We start from the raw sequence: 15239 nt of genomic DNA on the forward strand, positions 1-15239 counted from the left end.
TTTGTGCTTGCAGTCAGATCGGCTGATCCCCGACACTGTCTGACCTGCGTTAAGCAATTATTTCGTTGTGGAGGCTGCCGTCATGGCCCACGAACTCTATACCCGTACTAACCAGAAGATTTATTTCGCCGGCCTGTCGCTGGAAGCGCTCGCCAGAGCCGAAGAGGGGCGGGCGATGAATTCCCTTGCTCTGATTCAGGCCGGGCGCGAGTCGGCGTTGTTTCACTTGTACGGTGCGTTGCTGGGGCTGTGCCATGAAATTGCCGGTTTCTACCGCTTGCCTCAGGCCAATGCGCCTCGGGCGGAGATGCTGCTCACTCGCGAAGTGCTGGAAGCCATCGCCATTCCTGAGATGGCAGAGATGGTCGAGCTGGCTCAGAATCGGGAAACCTGGCTAGCCAAGCTGCTAGCGGCTCACGCGGCGATGTTCCAACCGCCTCGCGCTCCGCATAAGCCCAAGGGTGACGTGACTCAACCGCTTATCCTGGCGGTTAACCTGGATGAGGAAGAGGCGCCAGAGGAGTTGAGTCGCGAAGAGCTGGAGAGCTGGCGTCAAAACCTGAAAGCGCTGGCGATCCGGTTTCGCGAAGGCTTGAACGAGTGCTGATCGGCTGAGACCAGGCAGTGCGATTAAAAGCGCTGCTGGTCAAGTTACCGAGCGAAGCCTGGCCGATGCCTATATAATCCCCGCCTTTCGTGGAGAACAGACCTTTATGCCAACGTCCTTTCTAGAAATTGTCGAGTTACCAGACGGCCGAATCGAGCTGCGCAGGGCTGAGGACGAGGGTTCTCTGGTTACTTTGGATTTCTCCGAGGATGCCAAGGCTTTCCTGCAGGGCCAGCACGTGGAAGTCGCCAAGGCGATGTTGAGCGTCGGTGTCCAGATGGCAGGACGCCTGGTTGAAGGCGAATTCAATACCGATGAGAGTTCGCGGGTCCTCCACTGATTCCATTCGTCGCTTTCTGCTGATACGGCTACGGACCGGCTTCTCTATCCTTTGAGAAGCCCCGCGCTATTCATTGCGCGCTTTGTTTACACGTTAACCCAAGCGAATATTCAGGCTCTGCGCATCCCCGGTACGGGCTGCGCTGATCAACTGTTGCCGTGAGTTTGTGTTCAACGGGTTGAGCCAGCTGACAACGGTGTGGCTGCGGCCCAGGCGCAAGGCTTCGCAGGTCAACTGCTGAGCACTTTGAGTGCCGCGAGGTTGCAGCAGCAGGATGCGTTCGCGGTTAAGGCCAGCGTCTCGCAACCACGCCTGAGTCAGGCTGGCTGGCGGAGCGATCAGTGTCAGCCACCGCGCGTCCTGATCCTGACTCAGCTCCCGGAGAATCGGCGCCAAAAGGTTCAGACAGTTCCCGGCCGCACCACGCAGTGAAAGCTCGCTGAAAACTTCGGGTTCGGTGCTCCAGGGCGACTCGACCACGTCTTTCAGGATCGGCGCCATCGGTTGCACCATGAATGCCTCGAACAACGGCAGTTGGGCTTGCTGTGATGTGTGTGGGAACTGCATAAAGCCTCCTTTAGCGGCGAATGACGCCGACACTCAAGCCTTCGATCACCAGTTCCTGATCTTTCAGGTTGACTTCGATAGGGGCGAATTCAGGGTTTTCGGCAATCAACCAAACCTTGCTGCCATCGCGCTTGAAGCGCTTGACGGTCACTTCGTCGCCGATTCGCGCCACGACGATCTGGCCGTTGCGGGCTTCCCGGGTGGTGTGGACGGCCAGCAGGTCGCCGTCGAAAATGCCGACGTCCTTCATGCTCATGCCATGGACGCGCAACAGATAATCGGCGCGCGGATGGAAGAAGGCAGGGTTGATGTTGCAGGATTCTTCGATGTGCTGCTGGGCCAGAATCGGCGCACCGGCAGCCACTCGGCCAATGATTGGCAGGGTGGAATCGTCGGCCTTGGCTTCGAAGCCCGGGATGCGAATGCCGCGGGAGGCGCCCGGGGTCATCTCGATCGCACCCTTGCGGGCCAGCGCCTTGAGGTGTTCTTCCGCCGCGTTGGGCGACTTGAAACCCAGCTCCTGAGCGATTTCCGCACGGGTCGGCGGGTAGCCGTTGTCTTCGAGGCAGCGTTTGATGAAGGCCAGAATCTCTGCTTGGCGTGGCGTCAGCTTTAGCATATTGATCGCTCTGTCTTTTTATACAGTGACTGGGATTATATACAGTGAAACGGTCTTGGCAATGCCCCTTTTTTGGCCGGCCGCTGGACGGTCAATCAGCCTGCTGATTAAAGCCTCGCCGTTGTATGGTTAAATAGCTGACCGACCATTCCCAAAACGAACCGGCAAGCTTGACAATGCACAGGCTGAAACGTATGTTTCAAACAAGTGTTTGTCAGGCGGAGTAGCCATGGCCCAGTCGGAAACCGTTGAACGCATTCTTGATGCTGCCGAGCAGTTGTTCGCGGAAAAAGGTTTCGCTGAAACCTCGTTGCGTCTGATCACCAGCAAGGCTGGTGTCAATCTGGCGGCGGTCAATTATCACTTCGGTTCGAAGAAGGCGCTGATCCAGGCTGTCTTTTCGCGCTTTCTCGGGCCGTTTTGCCTGAGCCTTGATAAAGAGCTGGAGCGGCGTCAGTCCAAGCCTGAAAACAAACCGACCCTCGAAGAGCTGCTCGAAATTCTCGTTGAGCAGGCGCTCGTCGTGCAGCCTCGCAGCGGTAACGATCTGTCCATCTTCATGCGCTTGCTGGGGCTGGCTTTCAGCCAGAGTCAGGGCCACCTGCGTCGTTATCTGGAAGACATGTACGGCAAAGTGTTCCGCCGCTACATGATGCTGGTCAACGAAGCTGCGCCACGTATTCCACCTATCGAATTGTTCTGGCGCGTGCACTTCATGCTCGGCGCCGCGGCGTTCAGCATGTCGGGGATCAAGGCGTTGCGCGCCATTGCCGAGACCGATTTCGGTGTCAACACCTCCATCGAACAAGTGATGCGCCTGATGGTGCCGTTCCTGGCCGCGGGCATGCGTGCCGAAACCGGCGTCACCGACACGGCCATGGCCACCGCGCAATTGCGTCCGCGCAGCAAGTCGGCCCCGGCTGCTGCCAAGGTTTAACACCGCACGGGTGGGCGCGGCGGCTGACATCCGCTAAGCTAGCCGCCCATGCCGACTCTCGTTCTGAACCCGCTCCCTACTGATATCGCCGACCTGCCGGGTACAGCCCAAGGCGGCGTATTCACGCGAGCCGGGTTTTTCGTTATCAAGGAATCTCTATGACTGCTGGCCTGCAAGGCTCGTTGATGGTGGACGTCGCCGGTACCTGGCTGACGGCCGAAGATCGCCAATTGTTGCGTCAGCCCGAAGTGGGCGGCCTGATCATTTTCGCCCGTAACATCGAAAACCCGCGCCAGGTGCGTGAGCTGAGCGCCGCGATCCGCGCCATTCGTCCCGAGCTGCTGCTGGCGGTGGACCAGGAGGGCGGTCGTGTTCAGCGTCTGCGCCAAGGCTTCGTACGATTGCCGGCCATGCGCGCCATCGCCGACAACCCGAACGCCGAATACCTGGCCGAGCAGTGCGGCTGGATCATGGCCACCGAAGTGCTGGCCGTTGGCCTCGATCTGAGTTTCGCCCCGGTGCTGGACCTGGATTACCAGCGCAGCGCCGTCGTCGGTACCCGGTCGTTCGAAGGTGACCCTGAGCGCGCAGCGCTGCTGGCGGGTGCGTTCATTCGCGGCATGAACAGCGCCGGCATGGCCGCCACCGGCAAGCATTTTCCCGGTCACGGTTGGGCCGAGGCGGATTCCCACGTCGCGATCCCGAACGACGAACGCAGTCTCGATGAAATCCGCGCCAACGACCTTGTGCCGTTCGCCAAATTGAGCAAGCAACTGGCCGCCGTCATGCCGGCCCACGTTATTTACCCGCAAGTCGATTCCCAGCCCGCCGGCTTCTCCCGTCGCTGGTTGCAGGACATCCTGCGCGGCGAGCTGCAATTCGATGGCGTGATCTTCAGCGACGACCTGTCCATGGCTGGCGCCCACGTGGTTGGCGACGCAGCCAGCCGTATCGAAGCCGCGCTGACCGCCGGTTGCGACATGGGGCTGGTGTGCAACGACCGGGCTGCTGCGGAATTGGCCTTGAGCGCCGCCCAGCGCTTGAAGGTCCAACCGTCTGATCGCATTGCGCGGATGCGTGGCCAGTCGTACGTCAATACTGAATACCGTCAGAACCCGCGCTGGCTGACTGCCATTGGCGCGCTTAAAGAAGCTCAACTGATTGAATAAGGACTTTTCGTTATGACGGTTTACGCGATTATCGGTGGCACCGGCCTGACTCAACTCGAAGGTCTGAGCATTCGTCAGTCACTGGCGGTGGATACGCCCTATGGCCCGCCTTCGGCCGAAGTGCAGATCGGTGAATACGCCGGCAAGGAAGTGCTGTTCCTCGCCCGTCACGGTCACCCGCACCGTTTGCCGCCGCATCAGGTGAACTACCGCGCCAACCTCTGGGCGCTGAAACAGGCGGGTGCCGAAGCGATCCTCGCGGTCAACGCCGTGGGCGGGATTCATGCAGCCATGGGCACCGGGCATTTCTGTGTGCCGCATCAACTGATCGACTACACCAGCGGTCGCGAACACACCTATTTCGCCGATAACCTGGAGCACGTCACCCACATTGACTTCAGCTATCCCTACAGCCAACCGCTACGTCAGCAATTGATCGCGGCGTTGGCGGCTGAAGGTGTCGGTTATAGCAGTCATGGCGTGTACGCCTGCACCCAGGGGCCACGTCTGGAAACCGTCGCTGAAATCGCGCGACTGGAACGTGATGGCTGCGACATCGTCGGCATGACCGGCATGCCGGAAGCGGCATTGGCGCGTGAGCTGGAACTGGATTATGCGTGCCTGGCGCTGGTGGTGAACCCGGCAGCGGGCAAATCCACGGCGGTGATCACCATGGCCGAGATCGAGCAGGCGTTGCTGGACGGGATGGGGAAGGTGAAGTCGACGTTGGCGCGGGTGTTAAAAGGCTAAGTTGTACGCCACCATCATTAATTCATTATCAAAAGCATTGAGTGTATGTCGACAATCATCGAGCAACTTCAACAGCTGCCGTGGGCGGAGGCATTCAGTCATCGCGCTCTGGATAAGGCGCGCAGATATGCCCCTGAGCATCGGGTAAAAATCCTCGAACTTGATGATGTGTTGGTTCGTGCAACCTGCAGGGGCTCCCAGGGTAACGTCTACGAACAGCACATTGAGCTGGTCGAAGATGCCAATGGTACTTTTGAGCTGGACTGCAACTGCTCATGCCCCGTTGTGATCGATTGCAAACATTGCGCAACCGTTATTTATCATCTGCAAGACCTTCCTGTCGCTGTTGCTGACAGTACGGCTCCCGTTCACCTGAATCGTGAACTGGAGCGCTGGCTCGCCGGTATTCCATCCGCAAGCAATCCCCCCGATGAACCGTCGCAGGTGACGAGTACGCGCCTGTTTTACAAACTCAGGGCCACGCCCACCGTCGGGAAATGGACGCTGGAGATTTTCAAGGCGCGTCAGCTCAAGGACGGCCGTTTGCAAGACATCAAGTCGATGTACTCGCTGTCGGACACGCTGATACGCCAACCCGGTTACCTGACGGAGCTCGACCTTCGAATCGCCAGGCTATTAGTCGCCGTTCACTCCCATCACGCCTATTACGCAGGCTACCCCTTGGAAGGCAGCAGTGGCGCCGAACTCATCGAAATGCTGTTGCGAACCTCGCGCCTTTTCCTCGATCTAGAACAGCCACAACCCCTGACGCCGGGAATGAGAAGAACGGGTCAATTTGCGTGGGCCGAACAAGCCAATGGCAGTTTTCGCCCACAATGGGGCAGTGACGCAGCCCCAGTGGAAACGATCCTGGCCCTGGAGCCCTTGTACTATCTGGATCGCGAGCGGCTGCAAGTAGGGCCGCTGTTCAGCGAGATGGATGAAAAACTGGCTTGTCACTTGTCGTTGGTCCCGGATATTCCGGCGCGTCAGGCCATGCAGTTCAGTCATCGGATGAGGGCGGCGACGAAAGTTGCACCGCCACCTCACACACTGACGGAGCGGGTCATTGACGGCGTTTTCCCTCAGGCTCACCTGTCACTCGCCAGTGGCAAGCGTTACGTCCGCTGGCAGCATGAGCCAGAGCATCGCGCCGCATTGGCGTTCACCTACAACGGTCATCCGACGTCGGACAGAAATCCGGAAGTGTTAATCCTTTCCGGGACTGAAACCCAGCGTATACAGCGCAACCCCTCCGCCGAGAAAGCCCTGCGTCAGGCCCTGCAAAAACAAGGTTTTAAAAAGGCCACGCGCAAAAGCAGCCTGGACCGTCCCGGCGAAATGTTCACCCTGGCGGATGACGCAGCCTGGCTTGCCTTTGCGCAAAACGGAGTCCCGGCGCTGAGGGAGAAAAACTGGCTGATCGATATCAGCGATAACTTTCACTTCAACGTGCAGCCTGTAGAAGAGTGGTATGCGCAAGTCGAGGAAGGATCGGGGCACCAGTGGTTCGATCTGCAGCTGGGTATCGTCGTCAACGGCGAACGTCACAGCCTGCTGCCGATATTGCTGCATTTGCTGCGTAGCCAGCCACAGCTGATGGATCCCGCAAGCCTTGCCCAACGCAACGATGACGAACTGTTGCTGATTGGGCTGGGTGATGGGCGTTTCGGTGCCAAACCCCATGGCAAAGTCGCGCTGCCCTATGGCCGGATCAAACCGCTGATGGTCACCCTGGGCGAGTTGTACCTGGGGACGCATCAAGGTGATTCATTGCGTTTGAGTTTGCCGGATGCCGCGCGCCTCAGTGCGCTGGAAGGCGTCCCGCTCATTTGGCAGGGCGGTGAACGACTGCGCAGTTTTGCAAAGCGTCTGCGTGAGTCGAATCATGCTCATGTCTCGGCGCCCGAAGGGTTGAAAGCGACACTGCGGCCGTATCAGCTTGAAGGGCTGAACTGGATGCAAACCCTTCGCGAACTGGAGGTCGGCGGCATCCTCGGCGACGATATGGGCCTGGGGAAAACCCTGCAAACCCTGGCTCATCTGCTAACGGAAAAGCAGGCCGGGCGGCTTGATCGCCCGGCACTGGCCGTGATGCCTACCAGCCTGATCCCCAACTGGCTCGACGAGTCACTGCGTTTTGCTCCGCAGCTCAAGGTATTGGCGCTGCATGGCGCCGCGCGGCAAAAAGATTTTGCCAGTCTTGCCGAATACGACTTGGTGTTGACCACCTACGCATTGCTGCCTCGGGACCTGGAAGTATTGCAGCCTCAGTTGTGGAGTGTGCTGATTCTCGATGAGGCGCAGAACATCAAGAACCCGGTCAGCAAAGCTGCTCAGGCAGCCCGCGACCTGCAGGCCCGCCAGCGATTGTGCCTGTCCGGCACCCCGATGGAAAACCACCTCGGCGAGTTGTGGTCGCAATTTCACTTTTTGCTGCCCGGCTGGCTTGGCGACAGCAAAACCTTCAACCGCGACTACCGCACGCCGATTGAAAAGCACGGTAACACCGAGCGGATGCAGCACCTGACGGCGCGGATAAAGCCCTTTTTGTTACGTCGCAAGAAAGATCAGGTGGCGACCGAGTTACCGCCGAAAACCGAGATTGTGCATTGGGTTGATCTCAGTGATGGACAACGGGATGTGTATGAAACCGTGCGCGTGGCGATGGACAAGAAGGTTCGCGACGAAATTGCCCGCAGTGGTGTCGGGCGCAGTCAAATCATCATCCTCGATGCATTGCTCAAGCTGCGTCAGGTGTGTTGCGATCTGCGGTTGATCAAAACGCCGCTCACCGCGAAGGCCCTTCGTTCTGGTAGCGGAAAACTGGTCAGCTTGATGGAGATGCTGGAAGAGTTGCTCAGCGAAGGCCGAAAGGTTTTGCTGTTTTCACAGTTCACTTCGATGCTCGCCTTGATTGAGGAAGAGTTGCAGCAACGTGGTCTGGGCTACTCGTTGTTGACGGGTGAGACGACGGATCGGCGCACACCGGTCAAGAATTTTCAGAGCGGTAAAGTGCCGCTGTTTCTGATCAGTTTGAAGGCTGGTGGCACAGGTCTGAACCTGACGGCTGCGGATACGGTCATCCATTTCGATCCCTGGTGGAACCCGGCGGTCGAAAACCAGGCGACTGACCGGGCCTACAGGATCGGGCAAAACAAACCCGTGTTCGTCTACAAGCTGATAGCTCGTGGCACGGTAGAAGAAAAAATACAGGCGCTGCAACTGGAGAAGGCTGCATTGGCCGGGGCGGTGCTTGAAGGTGGAACAACTGGCGGCTGGAAGCTTGAGCAGAGTGATATTGAGGCGCTGTTTGCGCCGCTGCCCAATCTCAAGCCCTGATGCCTTCAGTAAGACCGAGGTGACCCTTTCGCGGGCAAGCCTCGCTCCTACCGGACTCACATCAATCCTGTAGGAGCGAGGCTTGCCCGCGAAGACGATCTACCAGACGCCGCAGATTTCAGCGCTTCTCCAGCTTATCCGGCAACGGCGCAAACAATGCTTCAATATCGTCACTCTGCAACTTCCAGTCCCCAGTCTTGCGCCCATCCAGCACCCCCGCCGCCAGGTCGGATTTTTCCTTTTGCAGGTGCTGAATCTTCTCTTCCACCGTGCCTCGGGCAATCATTTTGTAGACGAACACCGGCTTCTCCTGGCCGATGCGATACGCCCGGTCAGTCGCCTGATTTTCCGTCGCCGGGTTCCACCACGGATCGTAGTGGATCACCGTATCCGCCTCCGTCAGGTTCAAACCGACACCACCTGCCTTCAAGCTGATCAGAAAGATCTGACGCTTGCCGCTCTGGAAGTCTTTCACCGGCGCCCGTCGGTCACGGGTCTGTCCCGTCAGCAGCGCATATTCAACGCCGCGTTTCTTCAGTTCGACCTCGATCAGCGCCAACATCGACGTGAACTGCGAAAACAGCAAAATCCGCCGACCTTCCTCAAACAACTCATCGAGCATTTCCATCAAGCTGTCGAGCTTGCCCGATGTGCTGCCGCGCGTCGGCAGCACGGCATCGTTGACCAGGCGCAAATCGCAGCACACCTGGCGCAGCTTCAGCAGCGCTTCAAGAATGATGATCTGGCTGCGTGCCACGCCTTTGCGAGTGATCTCATCGCGGACTTTTTTGTCCATCGCCAGGCGCATGGTTTCATACACATCGCGCTGGGCTTCGTTGAGCTCGACCCAATGGATGATTTCGGTCTTCGGCGGCAACTCCGTCGCCACCTGCTCCTTGGTCCTGCGCAGCAGAAACGGTTTGATCCGACCATTGAGGTGCTGAAGTCTGACTTCACTGGCGCGCTTTTCAATCGGCACGCGGTAATCGCGGTTGAAGCTTTTTACGTCACCAAGCCAGCCAGGCAAGAGGAAGTGAAACAGCGACCACAGTTCACCCAAGTGGTTTTCCAGCGGCGTGCCACTCAGGCACAGACGCTGGCGCGCATTCAACTCACGGGCCGCCTGAGCAGCCTTGCTGTTGGGGTTCTTGATGTACTGCGCTTCGTCCAGAACCAGCACATGCAGAGGCTGGGCCGCCAGGTGTTCGACGTCCTTGGGCAGCAATGCATAGGTGGTCAGGACCAGGTCGTAATCGGCCAGATGGTCGAAATGCTTTTTGCGGCTGGCGCCGTACAGCGCCAGTACTTTGAGTTGCGGCGTGAAGTGCGCGGCTTCGTCGAGCCAGTTCGGGATCAGGCTGGTGGGCATCACCACCATGCACGGTCGATCGAGGCGTCCGGCGTTCTTCTCGCTGAGAACATGCGCCAGTGTCTGTAGGGTTTTACCCAAGCCCATGTCATCCGCGAGAATTCCGCCGACTTCCAGTTGCCGCAACGACTGCATCCAGCTCAAGCCTTCCAGCTGATACGGGCGCAAGGTTGCGTTCAAGCCTTCGGGGGCCGTCGCGGTGTAGTCCTTGATGTCCCGCAGGCGCTGGGCGAACGTGCGGATCTGCTCGCCACCTTCCCAAAGCAGCGGCATGCCTTCCAGCGGATTCAGGCGCGTGGCGTCGGCCTTGCTCAAGCGCAGCGTGGTTTCGCCAGGCTCTTGCAGGTAGAACTCGCCGAGGGTTGCCAACACCGGCTTCAACCGACCGAAGGGTAGGGCGACCTGCAAGGGGCCGTACTCGGAATTCGGGCGGTTGGGAATGTTCACCAGAATCAGTTCGTCGTCACGACGCCGGGCGAGGCGTTCCGGATTGAGTATTTCGGTGTGGGAGCGCATCAGGTTCAACAGGATTGGCAGCAGGCTCAGGCGCTCGCCGTTGACGATGATCCCCAGTTCCAGATCAAACCAGTCGCGCTCCGGCGCCTGCTCGACAGTGGCGTACCAGTCATCCACGGCGGTCAGGTCGAAACCGAATTCCTCATCGATCTGCAGCTCCCAGCCCTGGGTGCGCAACTTCGGCAGTTCGTTGAGGGTAAAGGTCAGCCAGGCGCTGTCGTTGACCATCTCATACAGATCGCCGGCACTTTCCGGCAAGGCTTTGCTCTGGCGGGTGGCGATTTTGAAACCGAGGATTCGCAACTGCTCCCTGTAGGCCTGTTCGACGTCCGGGTGGCGTTTTATCCGCAGCGTCTGGGTTTCTTGCCGAATCAGGACGTCGGCGTTTTTCTGTCCGCAGACGTATTCATCCAGGTAGCTGAAAGACAGCGCCGCACGATGCTGGATGTAGCGCTGCATCTTGCCGTTGCGCGGTTCGAAGGCGCTGAACTCGATACTGGCGAGCCACAGGCGCGGCACCGGTTGTACGTTATCCACAAGGACTTGGGGCGGGGCTTTCGGGCTGCGGTTTTCCAGCACGGCCTGAAGTTTTTCCAGCAGTTCGGCGTCCTGTGCGGCGGCAGGATAGGCGAGGGTTTCCTGGACTTTCAGCAGCACCGCCGCGCAATGTTTGCAGTTGGCGTGAACCGGGCAAGTGCACGTGGCGTCGACCATCAGCAAGGTCGCTTTGGCTGACTCGCGCAGGCGAATCGTCTGACGGTAAACGTTACCGCCAGAGCCTTCGCAAGCGGCGATGATCGTGGCGTCGCCGGCCTCGACGATCCTGACGCGGTTCTCCAGTGCGTAGCGACGGCCACGCTCCAGGCTCTGTTCCTTGAATCGGCTGACCCAGGAAGGTGCCAGGGGTTTGCTCAGGGTCGCTGACATAAGGACTCAATCAGTCCGGAATTTCATCGGGGACTGGCCGAGGTGCCGGGGCGGTCAACGAAGTGATCTTGATCAGCAGGGCCAGGTGGCCGTTGTCGAGGAAGTTCAGCTGACCGTTCTTGGTGTGGCTTTCCTGCTTCAGGCGTTCGCTGGCGGTGACCATGCCGTTGGCGTCGATCTGGTTGACCCAGAAGTCGGCGTCGACGTCGGTGAAACGCCCCAGTTTCAAGCTCAACGTGCCCTCGATCGGGAACTGGCCAAATTGTTCGGTACCTTCGCTGATCGCGACTTTAGTGGCTTCTTCACCGAGAGTCTGCTGCCAGGCTTTGTGCAGCAACACCGAGTACTCATTGCTGGCGGTGAGCTTTTCCACTTCGGGATTCAGGCTCGGCGTGCGGAAGCTGTCGGGGCTGATGCGCTGGGCGCCGGCGGCCCAGTCTTCCGGTGCGGCTTTGCTGACAATGGCAGGCACGGCGTTCTGCCGCACCAGGATCATTTCAACCTGATACAGGTTATCGGCAAACGCCGTTGGAGCGACCAGAGTGGTCAGCAAAGTCAGTAAACGAAACAGGCGCATGCGGCGTCCTTCAAGCAGTTTTCGGAATGAGGCACTCAAGCAGCGCCTCTACAGTATTAAAGCGCTCTTGCGGGCTTTCCATCGGGACCATGAATTTAAACATCGTGGCGCCTTCGAATTTGTAGCGTTTGGGCTGGCCCTGAATCAGTTTGATCAGGGTCAGCGGGTCGACCGGCGTTTGCGCCGCGAACTCGATCCGGCCGCCTTGCGGGCCACCGTCGACTTTCTTGATGCCCAGCAATTCGGCTTGCAGCTTCAACGCCGTGATGCGCATCAGGTTCTTGGTCGGCTCCGGCAGCAGGCCGAAGCGGTCGATCATCTCCACTTGCAGGTCCTTGAGGCCTTCCTCATCGGTGGCCGAGGCAATGCGTTTGTAGAGAATCAGTCGGGCATGCACGTCCGGCAAGTAGGCTTCGGGAATCAACGCTGGGACACGCAGGTTGACTTCCGGGCCACCGCCCAACGGCTGATCGAGGTTCGGTTGTTCGCCCTTGCGGATCGATTTCACCGCGCGCTCGAGCATTTCCATATACAGGGTAAAACCCACGGCCTGGATCTGACCGCTCTGGCCGTCGCCCAGCAACTCACCGGCGCCACGGATTTCCAGGTCGTTGGTGGCGAGCACGAAGCCCGCGCCGAGGTCCTGGGTATTGGCGATCGCTTCCAGGCGCTTTTCCGCGTCCGGGGTGATTTGCTGGCGTGGCGGCGTCAGCAGGTATGCGTAAGCCTGGTGGTGACTGCGGCCGACGCGGCCGCGCAATTGGTGCAACTGCGCCAGGCCGAATTTGTCGGCACGCTCAATGATGATGGTGTTGGCGCTTGGCACGTCGATGCCGGTCTCGATGATGGTCGAGGCGATCAACACGTTGAAGCGCTTGTGGTAGAAGTCGCTCATCACCTGTTCGAGATCGCGTTCGCGCATCTGCCCGTGGCCGATGCCGATCCGCGCTTCCGGCACCAGTTCGGCGAGGTCGGCGGCACATTTCTCGATGGTCTTCACGTCGTTGTGCAGGTAGTAGACCTGGCCGCCACGCAGCAACTCACGCAGCAGGGCCTCTTTGACCGTGCTCTTGTTCTGCTCCATGACGAAGGTCCGCACCGACAGGCGACGGGCCGGCGGCGTGGCGATGATGGACAGGTCGCGCATGCCCGACACCGCCATGTTCAGCGTGCGCGGAATCGGCGTGGCGGTCAGGGTGAGAATGTCGACTTCACTGCGCAGGGCCTTGAGCTGTTCCTTCTGACGGACACCGAACCGGTGCTCTTCGTCGATGATCACCAGCCCGAGGTTTTTGATCTTCACGTCGTCTTGCAGCAGCTTGTGCGTGCCGATGACGATGTCAATCTTGCCTTCGGCGAGATCGGCGACCGCGGCGTTCACTTCCTTGGTCGACTTGAAACGGCTCATCACTTCCACGCTCACCGGCCAATCGGCGAAGCGGTCGCGGAAGCTGTTGTAATGCTGCTGGGCGAGCAGGGTGGTCGGCACCAGGATCGCCACCTGGCGACCGCCGTGCACCGCAATGAACGCAGCGCGCATCGCCACTTCAGTCTTGCCGAAACCGACGTCGCCGCAGACTAGCCGGTCCATCGGTTTCGGCGCGAGCATGTCGGCGCGCACGGCATCGATGGTGGTCTGCTGGTCCGGGGTTTCTTCGAACGGGAACCCGGCGCTGAACGTCGCGTAATCGGCTTTCGGGTCTTCGAACGCATAACCTTCGCGAGCGGCGCGACGTGCATAGATGTCGAGCAATTCGGCGGCGACGTCGCGCACCTGTTCGGCGGCTTTGCGCTTGGCTTTCTGCCAGGTTTCGGAGCCGAGACGGTGCAGCGGGGCCAACGCATCGTCGCTGCCGGTGTAACGTGCGATCAAGTGCAGGTTGGCCACGGGCACGTAAAGCTTGGCCCCTTCGGCGTATTGCAGGGTCAGGAACTCGGCGGCCTGATCGTCGATTTCCAGGGTCGCGAGCCCGAGGTAGCGACCGACGCCGTGATCGATATGCACCACCGGCGCACCTTCGCGCAGCTCGGTAAGGTTCTTGATGACCGCATCGTTGTTGGCGTCGGTGCGTTTTTCGCGGCGACGACGCTGCATCACGCGCTGACCGAACAACGGGCTTTCGGCAACCAGCGCCAAGGCAGGGTTGTCGAGTACCAGACCTTCGTCGAGCGGCGCGATGGTGATCGCCAGGCGCTCCTTGCTTGCGACGAAGTCCGGCCAGCTGTCGACGGTTTTCGGTCGCAGCTTCAGGCGTTCGAGCAATTCCAGCAGCACTTCACGACGGCCCGCAGACTCGGCGGTAAACAGCACGCGTCCGGGGAACTCGTCGAGGAAACCGGCCAGCGCCGCCAACGGCTGAGTGGCCTTGGCTTCAATGGCCAGGTTCGGCAGTTCTCGCGCTGGAAAGCGCTCGCGGCCGACGCCGGTTTCCACGTCCTGTTGACTGGCAACCACCCGTGGCCAGTTCTTCAGGCGTGCGAAGCAATCGTCCACCGGCAGGAACAACTCGGCCGGTGGCAATAAAGGACGGGACGGGTCGACGCGGCGCTCTTCGTAACGATTGCGCACATCGTTCCAGAAATTCTCCGCAGCCTGTTCGATGCCAGGCAGGGAAAACACTTGGGTGTCCTGGGGCAGGTAATCGAACAGCGTCGAGGTTTCGTCGAAAAACAGTGGCAGGTAGTACTCGATACCGGCCGGTGTAATCCCGCTGCTCAAATCCTGGAAGATCGGGCAGCGACGGAAGTCGACATCGAAACGCTCACGAAAGCGAGCCTTGAAGCGGGTGATCGCATCTTTTTGCAGCGGGAATTCCCGCGCGGGCAGCAGGCGAACAGTGTCGACTTTGTCGATGGAGCGCTGGTTTTCCGGATCGAATGTCCGCAGCGTCTCGATTTCGTCGTCGAACAAGTCGATACGGAAAGGCAGTTTGCTGCCCATCGGGAACAGATCGATCAACGAACCGCGGACGGTGAACTCGCCGTGCTCGTACACCGTGTCGACGTAGCGATAGCCGCTGGCTTCCAGTCGGGTGCGCATCTGCTCGACGTCGAGCTTCTGGCCAACGTCCAGCACCAGGCTGCTGCCGAGCAGGAATTTGGTCGGCGCGAGGCGGTGCAGCGCCGTGGTGATCGGCACGACCAACACGCCATGACTCAGCTCCGGCAACCGGTACAAGGCCGCGATGCGCTGGGAAATGATGTCCTGGTGGGGCGAAAACAGATCGTAGGGCAGGGTTTCCCAGTCCGGGAAATGCAGTACGGGCAAATCCGGGGCGAAGAAACTCAGCTCCTGTTCCAGCCGTTCGGCACTTTGGCTGTCGGCGGTCAGTAGCAGGGTAAAGCGCTTAGCAGCGCTGGCGGCCTCGGCGATGGCCAGGCTCAGGGCGGCACCGGGCAGGTTGCCCCAGTGCTGTTTACCTGCCGCGGCAGGGAGAAGCGGTAGACGCAGAACGGGCACGGAAGGTTGAGCTCCAAGCGTTGCGACAAAGTCGGTAATTGTAGCGGCCCCGGGTGCCG

11 protein-coding genes are annotated in these 15239 nt (G+C 59.6%); 6 read left to right on the plus strand and 5 right to left on the minus strand.

All coding sequences use genetic code 11. From position 1 onward, the window contains the following. Positions 1-82 precede the first annotated feature (82 nt). Both ACYZTY_RS08170 and ACYZTY_RS08175 read left to right on the plus strand, forming a co-directional pair. A complete protein-coding gene (locus tag ACYZTY_RS08170; RefSeq protein ID WP_131059949.1) occupies positions 83-607 on the plus strand; it encodes a DUF6586 family protein in 525 nt (174 codons plus the stop codon). A gap of 106 nt (positions 608-713) precedes the next feature. Beyond that, positions 714-947: a hypothetical protein gene (locus ACYZTY_RS08175; RefSeq protein WP_010456352.1), complete on the plus strand. Its 234-nt coding sequence runs from the start codon at positions 714-716 to the stop codon at positions 945-947. 93 nt (positions 948-1040) lie between these two features. On the opposite strand, the gene sulA is transcribed toward ACYZTY_RS08175, so the two are convergent. Both sulA and lexA read right to left on the minus strand, forming a co-directional pair. Next, entirely contained in the window at positions 1041-1514 is a 474-nt protein-coding gene (sulA, locus tag ACYZTY_RS08180; RefSeq protein ID WP_461958023.1) for an SOS-induced cell division inhibitor SulA, read from the minus strand. A 10-nt stretch (positions 1515-1524) separates the two neighbouring features. Further along, positions 1525-2133 (minus strand): transcriptional repressor LexA, encoded by a 609-nt coding sequence (gene lexA / locus ACYZTY_RS08185; RefSeq protein ID WP_046026989.1) that lies wholly within the window; start codon positions 2131-2133, stop codon positions 1525-1527. Between the two features lie 229 nt (positions 2134-2362). On the opposite strand from lexA, the gene ACYZTY_RS08190 reads away from it, so the two are divergent. The 4 genes from ACYZTY_RS08190 (at position 2363) to ACYZTY_RS08205 (ending at position 8331) form a co-directional block, all read left to right on the plus strand. Continuing rightward, positions 2363-3070 (plus strand): TetR/AcrR family transcriptional regulator, encoded by a 708-nt coding sequence (locus tag ACYZTY_RS08190; protein ID WP_461958024.1) that lies wholly within the window; start codon positions 2363-2365, stop codon positions 3068-3070. Positions 3071-3240: 170 nt separating this feature from the next. Continuing rightward, a complete protein-coding gene (nagZ, locus tag ACYZTY_RS08195; protein ID WP_461959272.1) occupies positions 3241-4239 on the plus strand; it encodes a beta-N-acetylhexosaminidase in 999 nt (332 codons plus the stop codon). Between the two features lie 12 nt (positions 4240-4251). Beyond that, the gene (locus ACYZTY_RS08200; protein ID WP_461958025.1) at positions 4252-4989 is read left to right on the plus strand and encodes an S-methyl-5'-thioinosine phosphorylase; all 738 of its coding nucleotides are present in this window, start codon (positions 4252-4254) and stop codon (positions 4987-4989) included. A gap of 45 nt (positions 4990-5034) precedes the next feature. Further along, the gene (locus ACYZTY_RS08205) at positions 5035-8331 is read left to right on the plus strand and encodes a DEAD/DEAH box helicase (protein ID WP_461958026.1); all 3297 of its coding nucleotides are present in this window, start codon (positions 5035-5037) and stop codon (positions 8329-8331) included. Between the two features lie 118 nt (positions 8332-8449). On the opposite strand, the gene ACYZTY_RS08210 is transcribed toward ACYZTY_RS08205, so the two are convergent. Genes ACYZTY_RS08210 through mfd form a run of 3 tightly spaced genes read right to left on the minus strand, consistent with a single transcriptional unit; the run spans position 8450 to position 15180 of the window. After that, entirely contained in the window at positions 8450-11143 is a 2694-nt protein-coding gene (locus ACYZTY_RS08210) for an SNF2-related protein (protein WP_461958027.1), read from the minus strand. 10 nt (positions 11144-11153) lie between these two features. Continuing rightward, positions 11154-11720 (minus strand): CsiV family protein, encoded by a 567-nt coding sequence (locus ACYZTY_RS08215; protein WP_461958028.1) that lies wholly within the window; start codon positions 11718-11720, stop codon positions 11154-11156. 10 nt (positions 11721-11730) lie between these two features. After that, entirely contained in the window at positions 11731-15180 is a 3450-nt protein-coding gene (gene mfd, locus ACYZTY_RS08220; protein ID WP_461958029.1) for a transcription-repair coupling factor, read from the minus strand. Positions 15181-15239: the final 59 nt, after the last annotated feature.

The organism is Pseudomonas sp. LB1P83 (assembly GCF_054897885.1).